General features: G+C 73.6%; 13 protein-coding genes. 10 read left to right on the forward strand and 3 right to left on the reverse strand.

Annotated features, from left to right (window positions below):
* Nucleotides 1-4 precede the first annotated feature (4 nt).
* Nucleotides 5-1183 carry an FAD-dependent oxidoreductase gene (locus ACH4FX_RS13385; protein ID WP_398478258.1) on the reverse strand — a complete coding sequence of 393 codons (1179 nt, stop codon included), beginning with the start codon at nucleotides 1181-1183 and terminating at the stop codon, nucleotides 5-7.
* 151 nt (nucleotides 1184-1334) lie between these two features.
* On the opposite strand from ACH4FX_RS13385, the gene ACH4FX_RS13390 reads away from it, so the two are divergent.
* Both ACH4FX_RS13390 and ACH4FX_RS13395 read left to right on the forward strand, forming a co-directional pair.
* The gene (locus ACH4FX_RS13390; RefSeq protein WP_398478259.1) at nucleotides 1335-2438 is read left to right on the forward strand and encodes an NAD(P)H-dependent flavin oxidoreductase; all 1104 of its coding nucleotides are present in this window, start codon (nucleotides 1335-1337) and stop codon (nucleotides 2436-2438) included.
* A 16-nt stretch (nucleotides 2439-2454) separates the two neighbouring features.
* Nucleotides 2455-4020, forward strand: a complete 1566-nt coding sequence (locus tag ACH4FX_RS13395; protein ID WP_398478261.1) for an acyl-CoA synthetase — start codon at nucleotides 2455-2457, stop codon at nucleotides 4018-4020.
* Nucleotides 4021-4023: 3 nt separating this feature from the next.
* Here the strand turns inward: ACH4FX_RS13395 and ACH4FX_RS13400 are convergent, their stop codons facing one another.
* Complete coding sequence (locus ACH4FX_RS13400; RefSeq protein ID WP_398478262.1) at nucleotides 4024-6450, reverse strand: penicillin acylase family protein; 2427 nt, start codon at nucleotides 6448-6450, stop codon at nucleotides 4024-4026.
* Nucleotides 6451-6667: 217 nt separating this feature from the next.
* Here ACH4FX_RS13400 and ACH4FX_RS13405 point away from each other — a divergent pair, with 217 nt between their 5' ends.
* From ACH4FX_RS13405 to ACH4FX_RS13415, 3 genes are all read left to right on the forward strand, one after another.
* Nucleotides 6668-8215, forward strand: coding sequence for an acyl-CoA synthetase (locus ACH4FX_RS13405; RefSeq protein WP_398478264.1), 1548 nt, complete (start codon nucleotides 6668-6670; stop codon nucleotides 8213-8215).
* A gap of 175 nt (nucleotides 8216-8390) precedes the next feature.
* The gene (locus ACH4FX_RS13410) at nucleotides 8391-9185 is read left to right on the forward strand and encodes a VOC family protein (RefSeq protein ID WP_398478266.1); all 795 of its coding nucleotides are present in this window, start codon (nucleotides 8391-8393) and stop codon (nucleotides 9183-9185) included.
* Between the two features lie 195 nt (nucleotides 9186-9380).
* Nucleotides 9381-9941 carry a GNAT family N-acetyltransferase gene (locus ACH4FX_RS13415; protein WP_398478268.1) on the forward strand — a complete coding sequence of 187 codons (561 nt, stop codon included), beginning with the start codon at nucleotides 9381-9383 and terminating at the stop codon, nucleotides 9939-9941.
* Between the two features lie 327 nt (nucleotides 9942-10268).
* Here ACH4FX_RS13415 and paaK read toward each other — a convergent pair whose 3' ends face one another.
* The gene (gene paaK, locus ACH4FX_RS13420; RefSeq protein WP_398478270.1) at nucleotides 10269-11666 is read right to left on the reverse strand and encodes a phenylacetate--CoA ligase PaaK; all 1398 of its coding nucleotides are present in this window, start codon (nucleotides 11664-11666) and stop codon (nucleotides 10269-10271) included.
* Nucleotides 11667-11785: 119 nt separating this feature from the next.
* On the opposite strand from paaK, the gene ACH4FX_RS13425 reads away from it, so the two are divergent.
* The 5 genes from ACH4FX_RS13425 (at nucleotide 11786) to ACH4FX_RS13445 (ending at nucleotide 16568) form a co-directional block, all read left to right on the forward strand.
* Nucleotides 11786-12484 carry an alpha/beta fold hydrolase gene (locus tag ACH4FX_RS13425; RefSeq protein WP_398478272.1) on the forward strand — a complete coding sequence of 233 codons (699 nt, stop codon included), beginning with the start codon at nucleotides 11786-11788 and terminating at the stop codon, nucleotides 12482-12484.
* Nucleotides 12485-12650: 166 nt separating this feature from the next.
* The gene (locus tag ACH4FX_RS13430; RefSeq protein WP_398478274.1) at nucleotides 12651-12893 is read left to right on the forward strand and encodes a hypothetical protein; all 243 of its coding nucleotides are present in this window, start codon (nucleotides 12651-12653) and stop codon (nucleotides 12891-12893) included.
* Nucleotides 12894-12993: 100 nt separating this feature from the next.
* Complete coding sequence (locus ACH4FX_RS13435) at nucleotides 12994-14067, forward strand: RNA polymerase subunit sigma-70 (protein WP_398478276.1); 1074 nt, start codon at nucleotides 12994-12996, stop codon at nucleotides 14065-14067.
* Nucleotides 14068-14313: 246 nt separating this feature from the next.
* Nucleotides 14314-14706 carry a hypothetical protein gene (locus ACH4FX_RS13440; protein ID WP_398478420.1) on the forward strand — a complete coding sequence of 131 codons (393 nt, stop codon included), beginning with the start codon at nucleotides 14314-14316 and terminating at the stop codon, nucleotides 14704-14706.
* A 278-nt stretch (nucleotides 14707-14984) separates the two neighbouring features.
* Nucleotides 14985-16568, forward strand: coding sequence for an adenosine deaminase (locus ACH4FX_RS13445; protein ID WP_398478278.1), 1584 nt, complete (start codon nucleotides 14985-14987; stop codon nucleotides 16566-16568).
* Nucleotides 16569-16675 lie beyond the last annotated feature (107 nt).

Raw genomic sequence — 16675 nt, forward strand, 5'->3', positions numbered from 1 at the left:
CAGGTCACGGGGCGCCCACGGTGCCGCTGCCCCGGAGACCGGCCGCCCGCACCGCACCCGCGGCGGCCCGCACGGCACTGTTGATCGCGATCTCGCCGCGCATACCGGGCGCCGCGACCTGGTCCCCGGCCAGGAACACGCCGTCGCCGCGGTCGATGGCCGGCCGGTCCCGCCAGGTCAGCCCCGGCAGGTCCAGGGCGCCGGTCCGGCCGCGTGCCGTGCCCTGGCGGTGCCATACGGCGCGCTCGTGCCATCCGGGAACGGCCAGCCCGGCGAAGCGTTCCAGCCGCTGCCGGGCGCTCGCCAGGCTCTCCCCGGCGCGGACCGGCATGTCCAGCTGGAACAGCGACCGGCCGGGCGGCGCGGTCGTCGGGTCCTGCATCGAGTAGCTCTCGTGGAAGCCGCCCGCGTCCAGGTCGAAGGTGAGGAACCGGTCCTGTCCGCCGCGCGGGACCGCGAGGTCCAGGAGGACGCAGTGGCCGCTCTCCCAGTGCAGCGAGTCGTCGCCCAACAGGGCGCGCGCCGAGGAGAGTTCCGTGGCGACGATGGTGGGGTGGCCGGGCAGCGCGGTGACCCGGGAGCCGAGTTCGACGCGTACGCCCAGCTGCCGGGCGCGGGCCGCCAGCCGGTCGACGACCGCCTGCCAGCCGCCCACCACCCACCGCACGGTCGGCATCCGGGGTGCGAACACCCGGCGGACCAGGTTCCACACGAACGCCGCCGAGAGCCGGCCGGTGTCCGCGTCGTACGTCACGACGGCGATGGCGTTGGCCGCGGCGCGCGCTGCCGCCTCGCCGAAGTGCCGGGACGCCCAGCTGTGGAAGTCCTGGTCGACCGGCGCCGTACGGGACCGGCCCACCGTGATCATCCGCAGGAATCCGGCAGGCGGCCGGAGGGTGCGCCGCCCGTCCCGTACGAAGGAGGTCCGCAGCAGGTCGCGGGCCGACGGCCACCCCAGCCGGCCGGTCAGGCCGCGCTCGGCCAGCCAGGTCCAGTGCGGGCCGTCGCAGTAGAAGACGTGCGGTCCCTCGTGGGCGATGTACGGGGCCGCCGTGGCCCGGCCGCGCCCGCCCAGCGAGCCGTGCGCCTCGTGCAGCGTCACCGCCGCTCCGGCCTCCGCGCAGGCGATGGCCGCCACCAGGCCCGCCGTACCGCCGCCGATGACGGTGATGTCCGTCCGCATGATGTGCCTCCCGGGTCCGCCGTGCAGGTGTCCGTCCATCCGGACGGATGGTGGCACCGCGGACGTGACACGGCGATGCCCACGGCTTTTTTGCTGACGCAGCATCAGAAAATCTCTTCCCTCGTACGGCGCCCTGCGGCATCCTGCGGCCATGCAGACGGAGCTGAGCAACCGGCTGGGAGTCGAGCACGCCGTCTTCGGGTTCACCCCGTTCCCCGCCGTCGCCGCCGCGATCAGCCGGGCCGGCGGCTTCGGTGTCCTCGGCGCGGTCCGCTACGCGGCGGCCGGGGAACTGGCCCGCGACCTGGACTGGATCGACCGGCACACCGACGGCAAGCCGTACGGCCTGGACGTCGTGATGCCCGCCAAGAAGGTCGAAGGCGTCACGGAGGCCGACATCGAGGCGATGATCCCCGAAGGGCACCGGCAGTTCGTCGCGAAGACGCTCGCCGAGCACCGGGTGCCCGAACTGCCGCCCGGCGAGGCGTCCGGCTGGCGCATCACGGGATGGCTGGAGCAGGTCGCCCGCTCCCAGCTCGACGTCGCCTTCGACCACCCGGTCAAACTGCTGGCCAACGCGCTCGGCCCACCGCCCGCCGACGTCGTCGAGCGCGCCCACGCGCACGGCATCCTCGTCGCCGCCCTCGCGGGCAGCCCCCGGCACGCCCGGCACCACAAGGACGCCGGCATCGACATCGTCGTGGCCCAGGGCTACGAAGCCGGCGGCCACACCGGGGAGATCGCCACCATGGTGCTCACCCCCGAGGTCGTCCGCGCCGTGGACCCGCTGCCCGTCCTCGCGGCCGGCGGCATCGGCACCGGCGAGCAGATCGCCGCCGGGCTGGCCCTCGGCGCCCAGGGCGTCTGGCTCGGCTCCGTCTGGCTGACCACCGAGGAGGCCGGACTGCACTCGCGGCGGCTCACCGAGAAGCTGCTCGCGGCGGGCTGCGGCGACACCGTCCGCTCCCGCGCGCTGACCGGCAAGCCCGCCCGCCAGCTCCGTACGGCGTGGACGGACGCCTGGGACGACCCGTCAGGACCCGGCCCGCTGCCCATGCCGCTGCAAGGGCTGCTGGTCGCCGAAGCCGTCTCGCGCATCCAGAAGTACGAGGTCGAGCCGCTGCTCGGCACGCCGGTCGGCCAGATCGTCGGGCAGATGAACTCCGAACGCAGTGTGCAGGCGGTCTTCGACGACCTCACCCGCGGGTTCGAGCGGGCCGTCGACCGTATCCACCACATCGCCGGGCGCGGCTGAGCCGAGGAGGACACACATGCCGGCATCCATGGCGTCACCACCCCCGAACGGCTTCTGGGCGCAGGCCGCCGCCGATCCGGAGCGTACGGTCCTGATCGACCCGGACGGCACCCGGTGGACCGCGGCCCGGCTGCACGCCGCCTGCAACCGCCTGGTGCACGGGCTGCGCGCGGCCGGCCTGGAGCGGGGCGACGCCTTCGCGGTGGTGCTGCCCAACGGCGTGGAGCTGGTCACCGCCTACCTCGCCGCCACCCAGGCGGGCCTCTACCTCGTGCCGGTCAACCACCACCTCGTCGGCCCGGAGATCGCCTGGATCGTCGCCGACTCGGGGGCCGGGGCGCTGATCGCGCACGAACGCTTCGGCGACGCCGCCCGGGCCGCCGCCGACGAGGCGGGACTGCCGCCGGAACGGCGCTACGCGGTCGGCGAGGTGGCCGGCTTCCGGCCGTACGCCGCGCTCCTGGACGGACAGCCGGAGACCGCGCCGGAGGACCGCACCCTCGGCTGGGTCATGAACTACACCTCCGGCACCACCGGACGCCCCCGCGGCATCCGCCGCCCGCTGCCCGGACGCCCGCCCGAGGAATCCCATCTCGGCGGCTTCCTCGGGATCTTCGGCATCCGGCCCTTCGACGGCAACGTGCACCTGGTGTGCTCGCCGCTGTACCACACGGCCGTCCTCCAGTTCGCGGGCGCCTCGCTGCACATCGGCCACCAGGTCGTCCTGATGGACAAGTGGACGCCCGAGGAGATGCTGCGCCTGATCGACACCTACCGCTGCACCCACACCCACATGGTGCCCACCCAGTTCCACCGCCTGCTCGCCCTCCCGGAGGAGGTACGGGCCCGCTACGACGTGACGTCGATGCGGCACGCGATCCACGGCGCCGCGCCCTGTCCCGACCACGTCAAGCGGGCGATGATCGACTGGTGGGGGAGCTGTGTGGAGGAGTACTACGCGGCGAGCGAGGGCGGCGGCGCCTTCGCCACCGCCGAGGACTGGCTGAAGAAGCCCGGGACGGTCGGCCGGGCCTGGCCGATCAGCGAACTGGCGGTCTTCGACGACGACGGCAACCGCCTGCCGCCCGGCGAACTGGGCACCGTCTACATGAAGATGGCCACCGGCGGCTTCAGCTACCACAAGGACGCGGACAAGACCCGCAGGAACCGCATCGGCGACTTCTTCACCGTCGGCGACCTCGGACACCTCGACGAGGACGGCTATCTGTTCCTCCGCGACCGCAAGATCGACATGATCATCTCGGGCGGGGTCAACATCTACCCTGCCGAGATCGAGTCCGCCCTGCTCGCCCACCCCGCCGTCGCCGACGCAGCGGTCTTCGGCATCCCGCACGACGACTGGGGCGAGCAGGTCAAGGCCGTCGTCGAGCCCGCCGACGGGTACCCGGCGGGCCCGGCCCTCGCCGCGGAGATCCTGGCGCACTGCGCGCAGCGGCTGGCGGGCTACAAGTGCCCCAGGTCCGTCGACTTCGTGACGGCGATGCCGCGCGACCCCAACGGCAAGCTCTACAAGCGGCGGCTCCGCGACCCGTACTGGGCGGGCCGGGAGCGCGCCGTGTAGCCGTCACCGCCGGCGTACGTGCACCACCCGCAGCTGGGGCGAGGCGAGCACGTCCCGCTCGCAGAAGCGGGACCGGATCATCCGGTTCGCCGCGTACAGCTCGGTCTGGTCGCTGTAGTGCGGCGAGCGCGGGTTCGAGGACTGCGCGTACGTCAGCAGCGTACGGGCCTCCACCGGGCAGCCGCCGGCCGCGAAACCCACCGCCTGGATGTAGCTGGAGCCGTGCCGCACCTCGGTGTAGCCGCCGCCCGCCGGGTCCCACCGGCCCACGGTCATGTTCCAGACGCCCAGTCCGTGCGCGCCGCCGCTGACCGGGATGCGCTTGCCGTTGCGTACCACGAACTGGTGCTCGCCCAGCGGGGCGGCCAGCGGGATACGCGCGGCGCGCAGCTCGGCCACCGCGTCGGCGAGGGCGGTCGCCAGGCCTCGGGCCGCGGTGTTCAGGGTGCGCGGGGTGTGCACCGGATCGGCCGGGTCGAAAGGCGTCTTCCAGAGGTCGGTCTGCGGCACCGTGGCGGTCAGCCGGCGCCAGAACCGGTCGAAGAGGAGCGCGCCCTTGCTGTCCGTCCGTACCGTACGGTCCCAGGCACCGATCACCCGGCACGCCTCCGTCACGTCGACGGCCTTGCCGTCACTGCCGGTCGCCGTCCCGCCGGGGAGCGCGGCACAGGCCCGCGCGGTGCCGGCGGCGGCCAGGTCACCGGCCGGCACCCGGTTGGCGAACTGCTGGCGCTGGAGGCCGGCCACCGTCAGGCCGCCCCGGTCCGCCAGGGCGGAGACGTCCTCCAGAGCGCCGCGGGTGCGCAGTTCGCGCGGGGTGCCGATGTCGCCGAAGACGCGCGGGTAGCCCGTGAGCGGCCGGTCCGCGTTGGCCAGCCAGGCGCTGTCGTTGGAGTTCTCCACGTACGGGGCGTCCGTGAGCGTGGGCATCGCGGACGGACCGAAGATACCGGGCTGTACGGCGTCCCGGTCGCGGCCCGGCGCGCAGCCGGAGCGCGCGCCGTCCAGCACGGCCAGCCCGGTGGCCGGGTACAACTCCCGGCCCAGCGCGGTGGAACAGCGCTCGGCCAGAGCGTCGGTGATGCGCGGCAGCACCTGCGACTGGGTGAAGAGGGTACGGCCCGCAGAGTCGGCGGCGATCGTGTTCACCCAGGGCAGGCCCTGCGTCCGGCGCAGCACCCGCTGCATGCCCGCCACGTCCCGGGCCTTGCCGAAGCCCAGCGAGGTGTCGACCAGGCGCAGCTGCGCCGCGTTGGGATCGCCCAGCGCGTACGCCGTGCGGTCCGTCCACGGCAGATCGAGGCCGCCGTAGCCGGTGACGACCGGGCCGTAGCGCGTCCACCACTGGGTGCGCACGACGTCCGGGCCGTCCTTGACCGGGACCCGCACGGTCCGCCGCGTCATCCGCTCCGGCACGCCGTCCACCAGGTACGCGGTCGGGCCGGCCGGGTCCAGGGTGAGCTGGTGGAGGTTCATGGGCACGCCGGTGGCGACCGTGTGACTCCACGCGACGCGGGCGTTGTGGCCGATGGAGGGGGTGGGCGAGCCGAGGAGCAGGCCGCCCGCCGCGTTGAGTTCGCCGGGGATGGTCACCTGCGCCTGCCAGAAACGGCGGCCACCGGACCACGGGTAGTGCGGATTGCCCAGGAGCAGGCCGCGGCCGTTGGCGGTGGTGTCACCGCGGAACGCGACGGCGTTGGAGCCCAGGCCCCCGGCGCCGCGCGCCAGGCGGGAACGGACGGCGGCGACGGCCTCCCGGGCGGCCTGCTGCCGGCCCCGGTGGGCGGTGGGGGCGGGCGACCGGCCGGCGGCGGGCGGCCCGGCCGCGGTGATGCCGTCCACCGCGTCGGCCTGGCCGGCCGTGATCAGGAGCGCGTGGGCGTTGGCCGCCACGTCCAGCTGGGTGACCGGTTTGACCCAGTCCTGGCCCGCACAGGCCGGATCGGTGATCTTCTGCTGCGCCAGCCAGGCGTTGTACCCCGCCGCCCAGCCGCGCATCAGCTCCTTCGCCGCGTAGCTCGGCCCGGCCGGTGCGGGCTGCCGCAGCAGCTTCTCGACGGTGCCGGCCTGCCGCACCCCCTTGAAGAAGAGGTCGCTGGCCAGGTTGGTGCTCGCGGAGGAGTGCGAACCGTCGGGGCGGCCCGTGGCGCCGAAGTGCCGGGAGCGTTCGCCGCGTACCGTGACGAAGCCGTCGGCGAGGGTGCAGACCTGGTCGGCGGCCTGCGCCCAGCCCACGCCGAAGCCCAGACCGGGGTAGTCGCCGGCGACGATGTGCGGAATGCCGTATTCGGTGTAGCGGATGTCGGCGGAGAGGCCGCCGCCCGACCGGTGGGACGTTCCGGCGGCGGCCGCGCCCGGGGCGGGGGACAGCGACGCCGCGGTTAGCACCACCACCCCGGCCGCGGCGAGCCTGCTGAATCGGTTGCGCATATCGGGTGATCCTCCCTGTGGTCCTGAAGGTGCCGTACACGGAGCACGTGCGAACTTGCGGGAGTACAGAGGAGTTTGAGCACAAGGAGGCGAGCATAACCAGGACCGGCCGCGACCGGCCCGGCGCGTCCCGGCCTTTGGCTCGCTCCGCGCCCCGGAATGTCCCGCCCCGCCCCGCTCCCTTGACCGGGCCGGGGCCCGGGCACAGGATCACGCCATGACGGGAGTGCGGACGAACACGGTCGACGGGGTCCTGCGGCGCAGCGCGCACCGGACACCAGACCGCACGGCGGTGCGCTACGGCGACCGGTCCTGGACCTACCGCGAACTGGACGACGCGGTGACGGCCGCCATGCGCGCCCTGCTGGACGGCGGCGCGGAGCCCGGCGACCGGGTCGCCGCCTACGGGCACAACTCCGACGCGTACGTGATCGCCTTCCTGGCCTGCGCGCGCGGCGGGCTCGTGCACGTACCCGTCAACCACCACCTCACCGGCGACGAACTGCGCTACATCATCGAGCAGTCGGGCAGCTCCCTCGTCCTCGCCGATCCCGCGCTGGAACACCGGCTGCCGCCCGGCGTCCGCACCATGGCGCTGCGCGATGCCACCGGGTCACTGCTGGAACGTGCGCGGGAGGGGCTACCCGAAGGCACGGCGGTCGTCCAAGCGGGCAGGTCGGGCGGCCCGTACGGCTCGGGCTCCGACGAACTGGTCCAGCTGCTCTACACGTCCGGCACGACCGGGCTGCCCAAGGGCGCGATGATGACGCACGGCGCGCTGGTGCACGCGTACACCTCGGCCGTCGTCGCCCTGGACCTCGAAGCGACCGACCGGCCCGTGCACAGCCTGCCGCTCTACCACTCGGCGCAGCTGCACGTGTTCCTGATGCCCTACCTCGCCGTGGGCGCGGAGAACGTCATCCTCGATGCCCCGGACCCGGACCGGATCTTCGAACTGGTGGAGGCGGGGCGGGCCGACAGCCTGTTCGCGCCGCCCACCGTGTGGATCGGTCTCTCCCGGCACCCCGGCTTCGCCTCCCGCGACCTCGGCGGCCTCCGCAAGGCGTACTACGGCGCGTCCGTCATGCCGGTGCCCGTGCTGGAGCGGCTGCGCGCCCGGCTGCCCGGACTCGCCTTCTACAACTGCTTCGGACAGAGCGAGATCGGCCCGCTGGCCACCGTGCTGGGGCCGGACGAGCACGAGGGACGGCTGGACTCGTGCGGCCGGCCGGTGCTGTTCGTGGAGGCGCGGGTGGTGGACGAGCGGGGCGCGGAGGTGCTCGACGGCACGCCCGGGGAGATCGTCTACCGCTCGCCCCAGCTGTGCTCCGGCTACTGGGACAAGCCGGCGGAGACCGCGGCGGCGTTCCGGCACGGCTGGTTCCGCTCCGGGGACCTGGCCGTACGGGACCCGGCGGGCTACTTCACCATCGTCGACCGGGTCAAGGACGTCATCAACTCGGGCGGTGTGCTGGTGGCCTCGCGCCGGGTGGAGGACGCGCTGTACGCCCACCCCGGGGTCGCCGAGGTGGCGGTGATCGGGCTGCCGGACGAACGCTGGATCGAGGCGGTGACGGCCGTGGTCGTCCCGCGCGCGGGCACGGCGGCGCCGGACGAGGCGGAGCTGATCGCGTACGCGCGCGAACGGCTGGCCGGGTTCCAGGTGCCGAAGCGGGTGCTGTTCGCCGAAGCGCTGCCGCGCAATGCCAGCGGCAAGATCCTCAAGCGGGAACTCCGGGCCCGGTACGGCCCCGGACCGGCGTGACGGCCCTCGCTCCGCCGGCCGTGGAGGGCGATTGTCAGACCCCCCTGCCATGCTGAAAAGTGCCGGGGGTCAGGAACCGACGGACCCCGTCCGTGCCCCGGTGACGAGGGCGTACGTGCTCGCTCGGCGGCCGCCCGCGTCGTACAGCGACGACAGGACGCCGGAGGAGATCACCATGCTCACCACCCAGTACGTCCCGGGAGCACCGAACTGGCTCGACCTCGGAGTGCCCGACATGGACGCGGCCGTCGCGTTCTACGGCGGCGTCTTCGGCTGGACCTTCCGGCCGGCCGTGCCCGACGCCGGCGGGTACGGCTTCTTCCAGCTCGACGGGAAGACCGTCGCCGGGGCCGGACCGCTGACCGAGGAGGGCGCCCGCCCGGCCTGGACCGTCTACTTCCACACGCCGGACGTGGACGCCCTCGCCAAGTCGGTCGAGCAGGCCGGCGGTACGGTCCGCTTCGGCCCGTGCGACGTGTTCACCGCGGGCCGGCTGGCCGGGTTCACGGACCCGACCGGCGCCGAGTTCGCCGCCTGGCAGGCGGGTGACGTACCGGGCATGGAACTGGCCGGCGCCACGCACGCGCTCTGCTGGACCGAGCTGTACACGACCGACGCGGCTGCCGCGAAGGCGTTCTACCGCTCGGTCCTCGCCTGGGAGACGACCGACCACAAGATGGGCGGGGACGTGGTCTACACGATCGCCTCGCCAGCCGGCACGGATCCGTCCGGCGACGCCGGTCACGCCGGGCTCATGCAGCTGGCCCCGGACAACCTCGCGGCGGGCTCGACGTCGGAGTGGCACCCGTACTTCGCCGTCGAGGACTGCGACGCCGTGGCCGCCGCCTCCACGGAGCGCGGCGCGACGGCCATCCTCCCGCCGACGGACGCCGAGGGGATAGGCAGGCTGGCCATGCTGCGGGACCCGTTCGGGGCGGTGTATGCGCTGATCAAGCCGGACCCCAGGTGAGGTGAGGCCAGGCGTCGGACAGGACCTCGGGAAAGGAGGCGGGGAAGGAGGGCAGGGCAGGCGCGGGAAGCGGAGCGAGGGGCGGGCCGCCGTACGGTGGCGGCCTGCCCGGGTGCCCCTGCTGCGTGGCGGGGCGGCTCTGGCTCCGGTGAAATCGGATTGCTCTGGGGCCGGCGGTCACGTTGGCTGGGCGGCATGACCGAACTGCGCACCGATCGCCTCCTCCTCCGCCGATGGCAGGACTCCGACCTCGCACCATGGGCGGCGATGAATGCCGACCCCGAGGTGCGGGAGCACCTGGGCGACCTGCTCACCCGGGAACAGAGCGATGCCTCCGTGGAGCGCTTCCGGGCCGAGTTCGACCGGCGCGGCTACGGCTGGTGGGCGGTCGAGGTGCGGGCCACGGGCGAGTTCATCGGCTTCGCGGGCCTGGACCGGGTGGACGACGGCATGCCGTTCACGGGGGTGGAGATCGGCTGGCGGCTGGCCCGCCCGGCCTGGGGCCGTGGGTACGCCACCGAAGCCGCCCGGGCCGCCCTGGCCTTCGGCTTCGACACGCTGGCACTCCCGGAGATCCTCGCCGTGACGACCGCCGCCAACGTCCGTTCCCAGGCCGTGATGCGACGGATCGGCATGACCCGCAACCCGGCCGACGATTTCGACGACCCCACCGCCCCCGAAGGACCGCTACGGCCGAGCGTGTTGTACCGGATCGGGGGTGGGGGCGTGGGGCGTGTGGGAGTGGGGCGGGGGTGACGCATGGGGTTTGAGTAGGGGGTGGGGAGGGGGCGGGGGCCGGGGGGGGGGAAGCCCCCCAGAAGGCAGAGGCCAAGTGCGGGCGCGGGTACGGCCCCGAGCGCGGGCACGGGTACGACCACGGGCGCGGGCGTGGCGTGGTCCCGGGCACGACCTCGGGCGTGGGCGTGGGCGCGGGTTCGGATACGACCCCGGGCTCGGGCGTGGTCCCGGGCGCGGATGCTGCTACGGGCACGGGCACGGGCGTAGGCACGGGTTCGGATACGACCCCGGGTGCGGGCGCGGATGCTGCTACAGGCGTGGGCCCGGGCGCGGCCCCCGGCGGGGTCAGTGGCGGGTGTCGATGATGCGCTTGAGTTTGCCCAGGGAGCGTTCCAGCGTTCCGGGGTCGACGATGTCGACGGCCACCGAGACGCCGATGCCGTCCTTGACGCCGCGGGCGATCCGGCCGATGGCGGCCGTCCGGTCCTCCGGGGTCGCGTCCGGCCGTGCCTCCGCCCGTACGGTCAGGTGGTCCATCCGGCCCTCGCGCGTCAGCCGCAGCTGGAAGTGCGGGGAGACGCCCGGGGTGCGCAGCACGATTTCCTCGATCTGGGCCGGGAAGAGGTTCACACCGCGCAGGATGATCATGTCGTCGCAGCGTCCGGTGACCTTCTCCATGCGGCGGAAGGCGGGGCAGGCGGTGCCGGGCAGCAGCCGGGTCAGGTCCCGGGTCCGGTACCGGACCACCGGCATGGCCTCCTTGGTGAGCGAGGTGAGGACCAGCTCGCCGTGCTCGCCGTCCGGCAGCGGCTCGCCGGTGACCGGGTCGACCACTTCCGGGTAGAAGTGGTCCTCCCAGATGTGCAGCCCGTCCTTGGTCTCCACGCACTCCTGCGCGACGCCGGGGCCCATGACCTCCGACAGGCCGTAGATGTCCACCGCGTCGAGGGCGAAGCGTTCCTCGATCTCCCGCCGCATCTCCTCCGTCCACGGCTCCGCGCCGAATATCCCGGTGCGCAGGGACGTGGTCCGCGGATCGACGCCCTGGCGTTCGAACTCGTCGAGGAGGGTCAGCATGTAGGTCGGCGTCACCATGATGATCTCGGGCCGGAAGTCCCGGATGATCTGCACCTGCCGGGCGGTCATGCCGCCGGACGCCGGGACGACCGTACAGCCGAGCCGCTCGGCACCGTAGTGCGCGCCGAGGCCGCCGGTGAACAGGCCGTAGCCGTACGCGATGTGCACCTTGTGGCCCGGCCGGCCGCCGGCCGCGTGGATCGAACGGGCCACGACGTCGGCCCACACGGACAGGTCGCGCTCGGTGTAGCCGACGACCGTCGGACGGCCGGTCGTCCCGCTGGAGGCGTGGATGCGGCGCACGGCCTCCTGGGGGACGGCGAACATGCCGAAGGGGTAGTTGGCCCGCAGGTCGTCCTTCACGGTGAACGGGAAGCGGGCGAGGTCGCCGAGCGACCGGCAGTCCTCGGGGCGGATCCCGGCCCGGTCGAAGGACTGCCGGTAGAACGGGACGTTCTCGTACGCGTGTCGCAAGGAGGCGCGCAGCCGCTCCAGTTGCCGGGCACGCAGCTCGTCGACGGTCAGCCGCCGTACCGCGTCGATCGCGTCCGTACCCGCGCACCCGTCGCGTCCCGCGCCCGCGTCCACGCCCGCGCCCGCATACGGACCCCTATACGGACCCGTTGTCGCCTCCCGCCGCCCGTCCCTGTCGTGCGCATCCGGCATACCCGCCACCGTTCCGTGTGCCGACCGATCATTCGGTTGCCCAGTGCGGTCCAAGTAATCAGCGAGCAGCGAACGCGTCAAGGGGAGTGACGAAGTGCCTCCCGGGTAGCTTCGAGCGCATGACTGACGTTCAGAAGGTGCAGGTCGGTGACGTCCGATTGGCATACCGGTGCTGGGGCGACGCGGACGCGCCCCCGGCGGTGCTGCTGCACTGCCTCGGCGAGGACGGTGAGGACTGGCGCGGCGTGGTCGGCCAACTCGCCACCACCCACCGGGTGTACGCGCTGGATCTGCGGGGGCACGGCAACAGCGACTGGCCGGGGGAGTACGGCTTCGAGCGCTGGCGCGACGACGTGGCCGGGTTCCTCCGGGAGCTGGGCCTGGGCCCCGTCGCGCTGATCGGCCATTCGCTGGGCGCGATCGTCGCGCTGCTGCTGGCCGCCGACCGGCCCGAACTCGTCGAACGCCTGGTCCTGGAGGAAGCGGCGCCACCCCGGCAGGGCGAGCCGCCCCAGGAAGTGCCCCCGCCACCACCGGGGCCGCAGGGCTTCGACTGGCAGGCCAAGACCGCCGTGGTGGCGCTGCGCAACGCGCCGGACCCGGCGTGGTGGGACGCACTGGCGAAGATCACGGCGCCGACCCTGGTGATCGCGGGCGGCTCCACGAGCCACCTGCCGCAACAGCACCTCCAGGAGATGGCCGAGTCCATCCCGGACTGCCGGTTCGTCACCATCGAGGGCGCGGGACACCTCGTCCACGAGGAGCGCCCGCTGGAGTTCCTGGACGCGGTCCGCACGTTCCTGGTCCCCGGGCCCTGAGAGCGGGGCGCGCCCGGCCCGCCGTACGAGGTGCCGTATGAGGCCGCCGTACGGACCTGCCGTACGGGATCGCCGTACGGGCGCCGGGCGCGCCCACGGTCGGCCCAATGGCGAAGTGGTGCCGTCTTCCCGTGGTGCGCTGGCCGCAACCATCGAAAGGAACATCATGCGCACATCACTTCGTACGACCGCGCGTGCGGCGCTCGGCCTGCTCGCCGCCGCGGCCCTGTCCGGCGCGGTGCTGCCCGCCGTGGCCCACGCCGACTCCGACGACGAGCCGGGCGCCCGCCCCGCCTCCGGCAGCCACGGACCGGGTGAACGGCCCGCGAAGAGCGGGTTCCTGTTCCCGGTCGACGGCCTCGCCGAGAACGCCAACGTGGGCGTCACCAGCGTCTCGGACGGGGACTGACGGAGACTGACCGGGACGGATGACGCCTGCCGCTGCCCGCCCGGCCGTGAGACCGCCGGGCGGGCAGCGGCGCGCGCACGGTGAGCGGGAGGGGCCGGTCGTGACTGCGAGGAGTGGTGCGGGCCGTGGGCCGCACGGGGTGGACGAGCAGGCGGAGGCCGCGGTCCGGGAGGGGGACGCGGAAGCGTTCGCGCGGCTCGCCGAGCGCTACCGGCATGAACTACGGGTGCACTGCTACCGCATGCTCGGCTCCTTCACCGATGCCGAGGACCTGGTGCAGGAGGCGCTGCTGCGGGCCTGGCGCAAGCGGCACAGTTTCGAGGGGCGGGCGACGTTCCGGGCGTGGCTCTACCGGATCGCCACCCACGCCTGCCTGGACGCGCTGGCCGCTCCCGCCCGCTCCCGGGAGATCGCGGTGGCGGTCGACAGTGCGGGTGTGCCGACGCGCTCCGCCCCGGCCGAGGTCACCTGGCTCCAGCCGTACCCGGACGCCCTGCTGGACCTGGCCGCACCGGCCGACGGCGGCCCGGAAGCCACGGTGATCGCCAGGGAGACCGTCGAACTGGCCTTCCTGGCGGCGATCCAGCATCTGCCGCCCCGGCAGCGGGCCGTGCTGATCCTGCGCGATGTCGTGGGCCTGCCCGCCGCGGAGACGGCCGGGATGCTCGAACTGAGTGTCGCCGCGGTCAAGAGCGCGCTGCAACGTGCCCGCGCCACGCTGCGTGAGCAGTTGCCCGAGCGGCGCGTGGACTGGGAACGGGGAGCCACCGGACCCAGCGAGGCCGAACGCGCCCTCCTCCAGCGGTTCGTCGCGGCCTCGCAGGCGGCCGACGTCGAGGCGCTGGCCGCCCTCCTGCGTGAGGACGCCCGGCAGACCATGCCGCCCGCCCACCTGGTCTTCGACGGGCGTACGGCCATCATCGCCATGTGGCGCGCGGCCCTGGAGGGCGATCAGGCGTGGGGCGACTGGTACGCCGTACCGGTCGCCGTGAACCGCCAGCCCGCTGTGGCGAACTACGTACGGCTGCCCGGGAGGACGTCGTACACCCCGGTCAACATCGACGTGCTGCGCATCGAGGACGGCCGGATCGCGGAGATCACCACCTTCGCGCCGGACCTGCTGCCCGCCCTCGGCCTCCCGGCCACCGTGGCCCCCGCCGACGTCCACCGATGACCCCACTGGGCACCAGGTGACGTACGCCACAACCGGACGCCGATTCCTTTTCGCGGGCCCGCCGGTCGTATGGCCGTAAGGCGCCGTGGCGCGGGACGGATTCCGTACGGCCACGGTGCGGTGCGACAGCGCGACAGGCGCGGACGGAGAGGCGGGAACGACGTGGCGGAACAAGGTGTCGGCACGGGCGAGCGGGCCGGAGTACCGGGTGGGCCGGCCGAAGGGCCGGACGAGCAGCTCAGGGCGCTGGAGCGGCTGGCGGGCCGCTGGCGGGTCGACGGGGGCGCGCAGGGCGCCGTCACCTACCGGTGGCTGGAAGGCGGCTTCTTCCTGGTGCAGGAAGTGGAACTGGCACAGGCCGGACGGCGGATCACCGGTATCGAGGTGATCGGCCGGGAGAAGCCGTTCGGTGCGCCCACACCGGGCGACGAGATCAGGTCCCGTTTCTACGACAGCGAGGGCCACACGTTCGACTACGTGTACGAGATCGAGGGGGACACCCTGACCATCTGGGGTGGCGAGAAGGGATCGCCCGCGTACTTCCGGGGCACCTTCGCCGCGGACGGGAACAGCCTCTCCGGAGCGTGGTTCTACCCGGGCGGCGGAGGTTACGACTCCACGATGACCAGGGCCGGTTGAGCGGGGAACGGCGACCGGCCTCCGCTGCGGGAGGCCGGTCGCCGGGGCCGTGACGGCCGGTCGCCGGGGCCAAGACCGGGAAGCGGGCACCCGCCCCCGGTCCCGGCCGCGCCTGCGCTCCGGCCGCCCGGCACCGACGCGCGGCTCGGCGGATTCCCGTTCACCCAAGGAGACGCAGCCCCGCCTGCCGCCGCCCAAGAGGCCGCCGGATTCGTCAGGATGAGCGCGTGATCACCAACCCTCATCCTCGCCGACGGCATCGCCGGTCTACCCCGCTCGTGGTGGGTACGGGCCTGCTGGCCGTACTGTCGCTGCTGCCCTCCTCCGCGCTCGCCGCACCGCCCGGCCCCGGCACATCCGTTCCGGACGCGGTGCTCCCGCGCGCGGCCGCCGCCCCCACCGGAGCCGAGCGGCAGGTCGACGCCCACCTCGACCGGATCAGGAACCGGCCCGCGGCGCTGCGCGCCTTCTTCCGCGGCCTGCCCAAGGGCGGCGACCTGCACAACCACCTGTCGGGCGCGGCCTCGACCGAGCTGCTGATCAAGCTGGCCGGGGACGACGGGCTGTGCATCGAGACCAGGACGATGACGGCCCGCCCCGCCCCGTGCGGGCCCGGCACCCGCCCGGCGGCGCAGGCGCGCACCGACCGCGCCTTCCACCAGCGCATCCTGCGGGCCTGGTCGATGCAGGACTTCTCGTCCGCGTCCGGCGAGTCCGGGCACGACCACTTCTTCGCCGCCTTCGGGAAGTTCGGCGAAGTGGCCTGGCGCCACGGCGGCACGCTGCTGGCCGACGTGGCCGACACGGCGGCCCGGCAGAACCAGTTCTACCTGGAGACGATGCTCACGCCCGCCTCGTCCGGCAGCAAGAAGCTCGCCGACCAGGTCGGCTACCACGCGAACCTGCCGCGGATGCACCAACTGCTGGTGGCCGGCGGGAAGCTGGACAAACTGGTGCGCGAGGCGGGCCGGGAGATCGATAAGGGCACCGCGGAGTTCCGCCGGGCGGCGCGCTGCGGCACCCGCAAGCCGGGCCCCGGCTGCCGGATGACCGTCCGGTACATCTCCCAGGTGTCGCGCGGCGGCACACCCGCCCGTGTCTTCACCCAGATGGCCCTCGGCATGCGCCTCGCCGAACGCGACCGCCGGTACGTGGCGGTGAACCTCGTACAGCCGGAGGACGAGGCGAACGCGCTGCGCAACTACCGGCTCCACATGCGGATGCTGGACTACCTGCACGGCGTCTACCCGCGCGCCCACATCACCCTGCACGCCGGGGAACTCGTACCCGGCCTGGTCAAGCCCGAGGACCTGCGCTTCCACATCAACGAGGCGGTGCGCACCGGGCACGCGGAACGCATCGGGCACGGGGTGGACGTCGCCCACGAGGACAACGCGCCCGCGCTGCTGCGCACGATGGCCCGGCGCAACATCGCCGTCGAGGTGCCGTTCACGAGCAACCGGCAGATCCTCGGCGTCTCCGGCGCCGACCACCCGTTCCCGCTCTACCGGCAGTACGGGGTGCCGGTCGTGCTGGCCACCGACGACCCCGGGGTCTCGCGCAGCGACATCAGCACCGACTACCGGTACGCGGCCGTCACCTACGGTCTGCGGTACCGCGAGCTGAAGGACCTGGCCCGCGCCTCGCTGGAGCACGCCTTCCTGCCGGGCCGCGGCCTGTGGGACACCGGGTCGCGCGGGTACGGGCTCGCGCGCGCGTGCCACGCGGAACGTCCCGGGGTACGCCCGCCCCGCACGGCCTGTTCGCGGTTCCTCGCCAAGAACCCCAAGGCCGCTCTTGAATGGCGGCAGGAGGCCGCTTTCGCCCGCTTCGAGCACCGCATCCTGCACCCGCGGCGCTGACCGGGGCGTACGGCCCCGAACGGGCCGGGGCGGGAGCGCGGGCGGCCCCCCGCACTCCCGCCCTGCCATGTCCCCCAGTAGCGTAGGCCGGACGAGCCGGGCCGATC

The organism is Streptomyces sp. NPDC018019, assembly GCF_044327805.1.
In the GTDB taxonomy this organism is placed as follows: Bacteria; Actinomycetota; Actinomycetes; order Streptomycetales; family Streptomycetaceae; genus Streptomyces.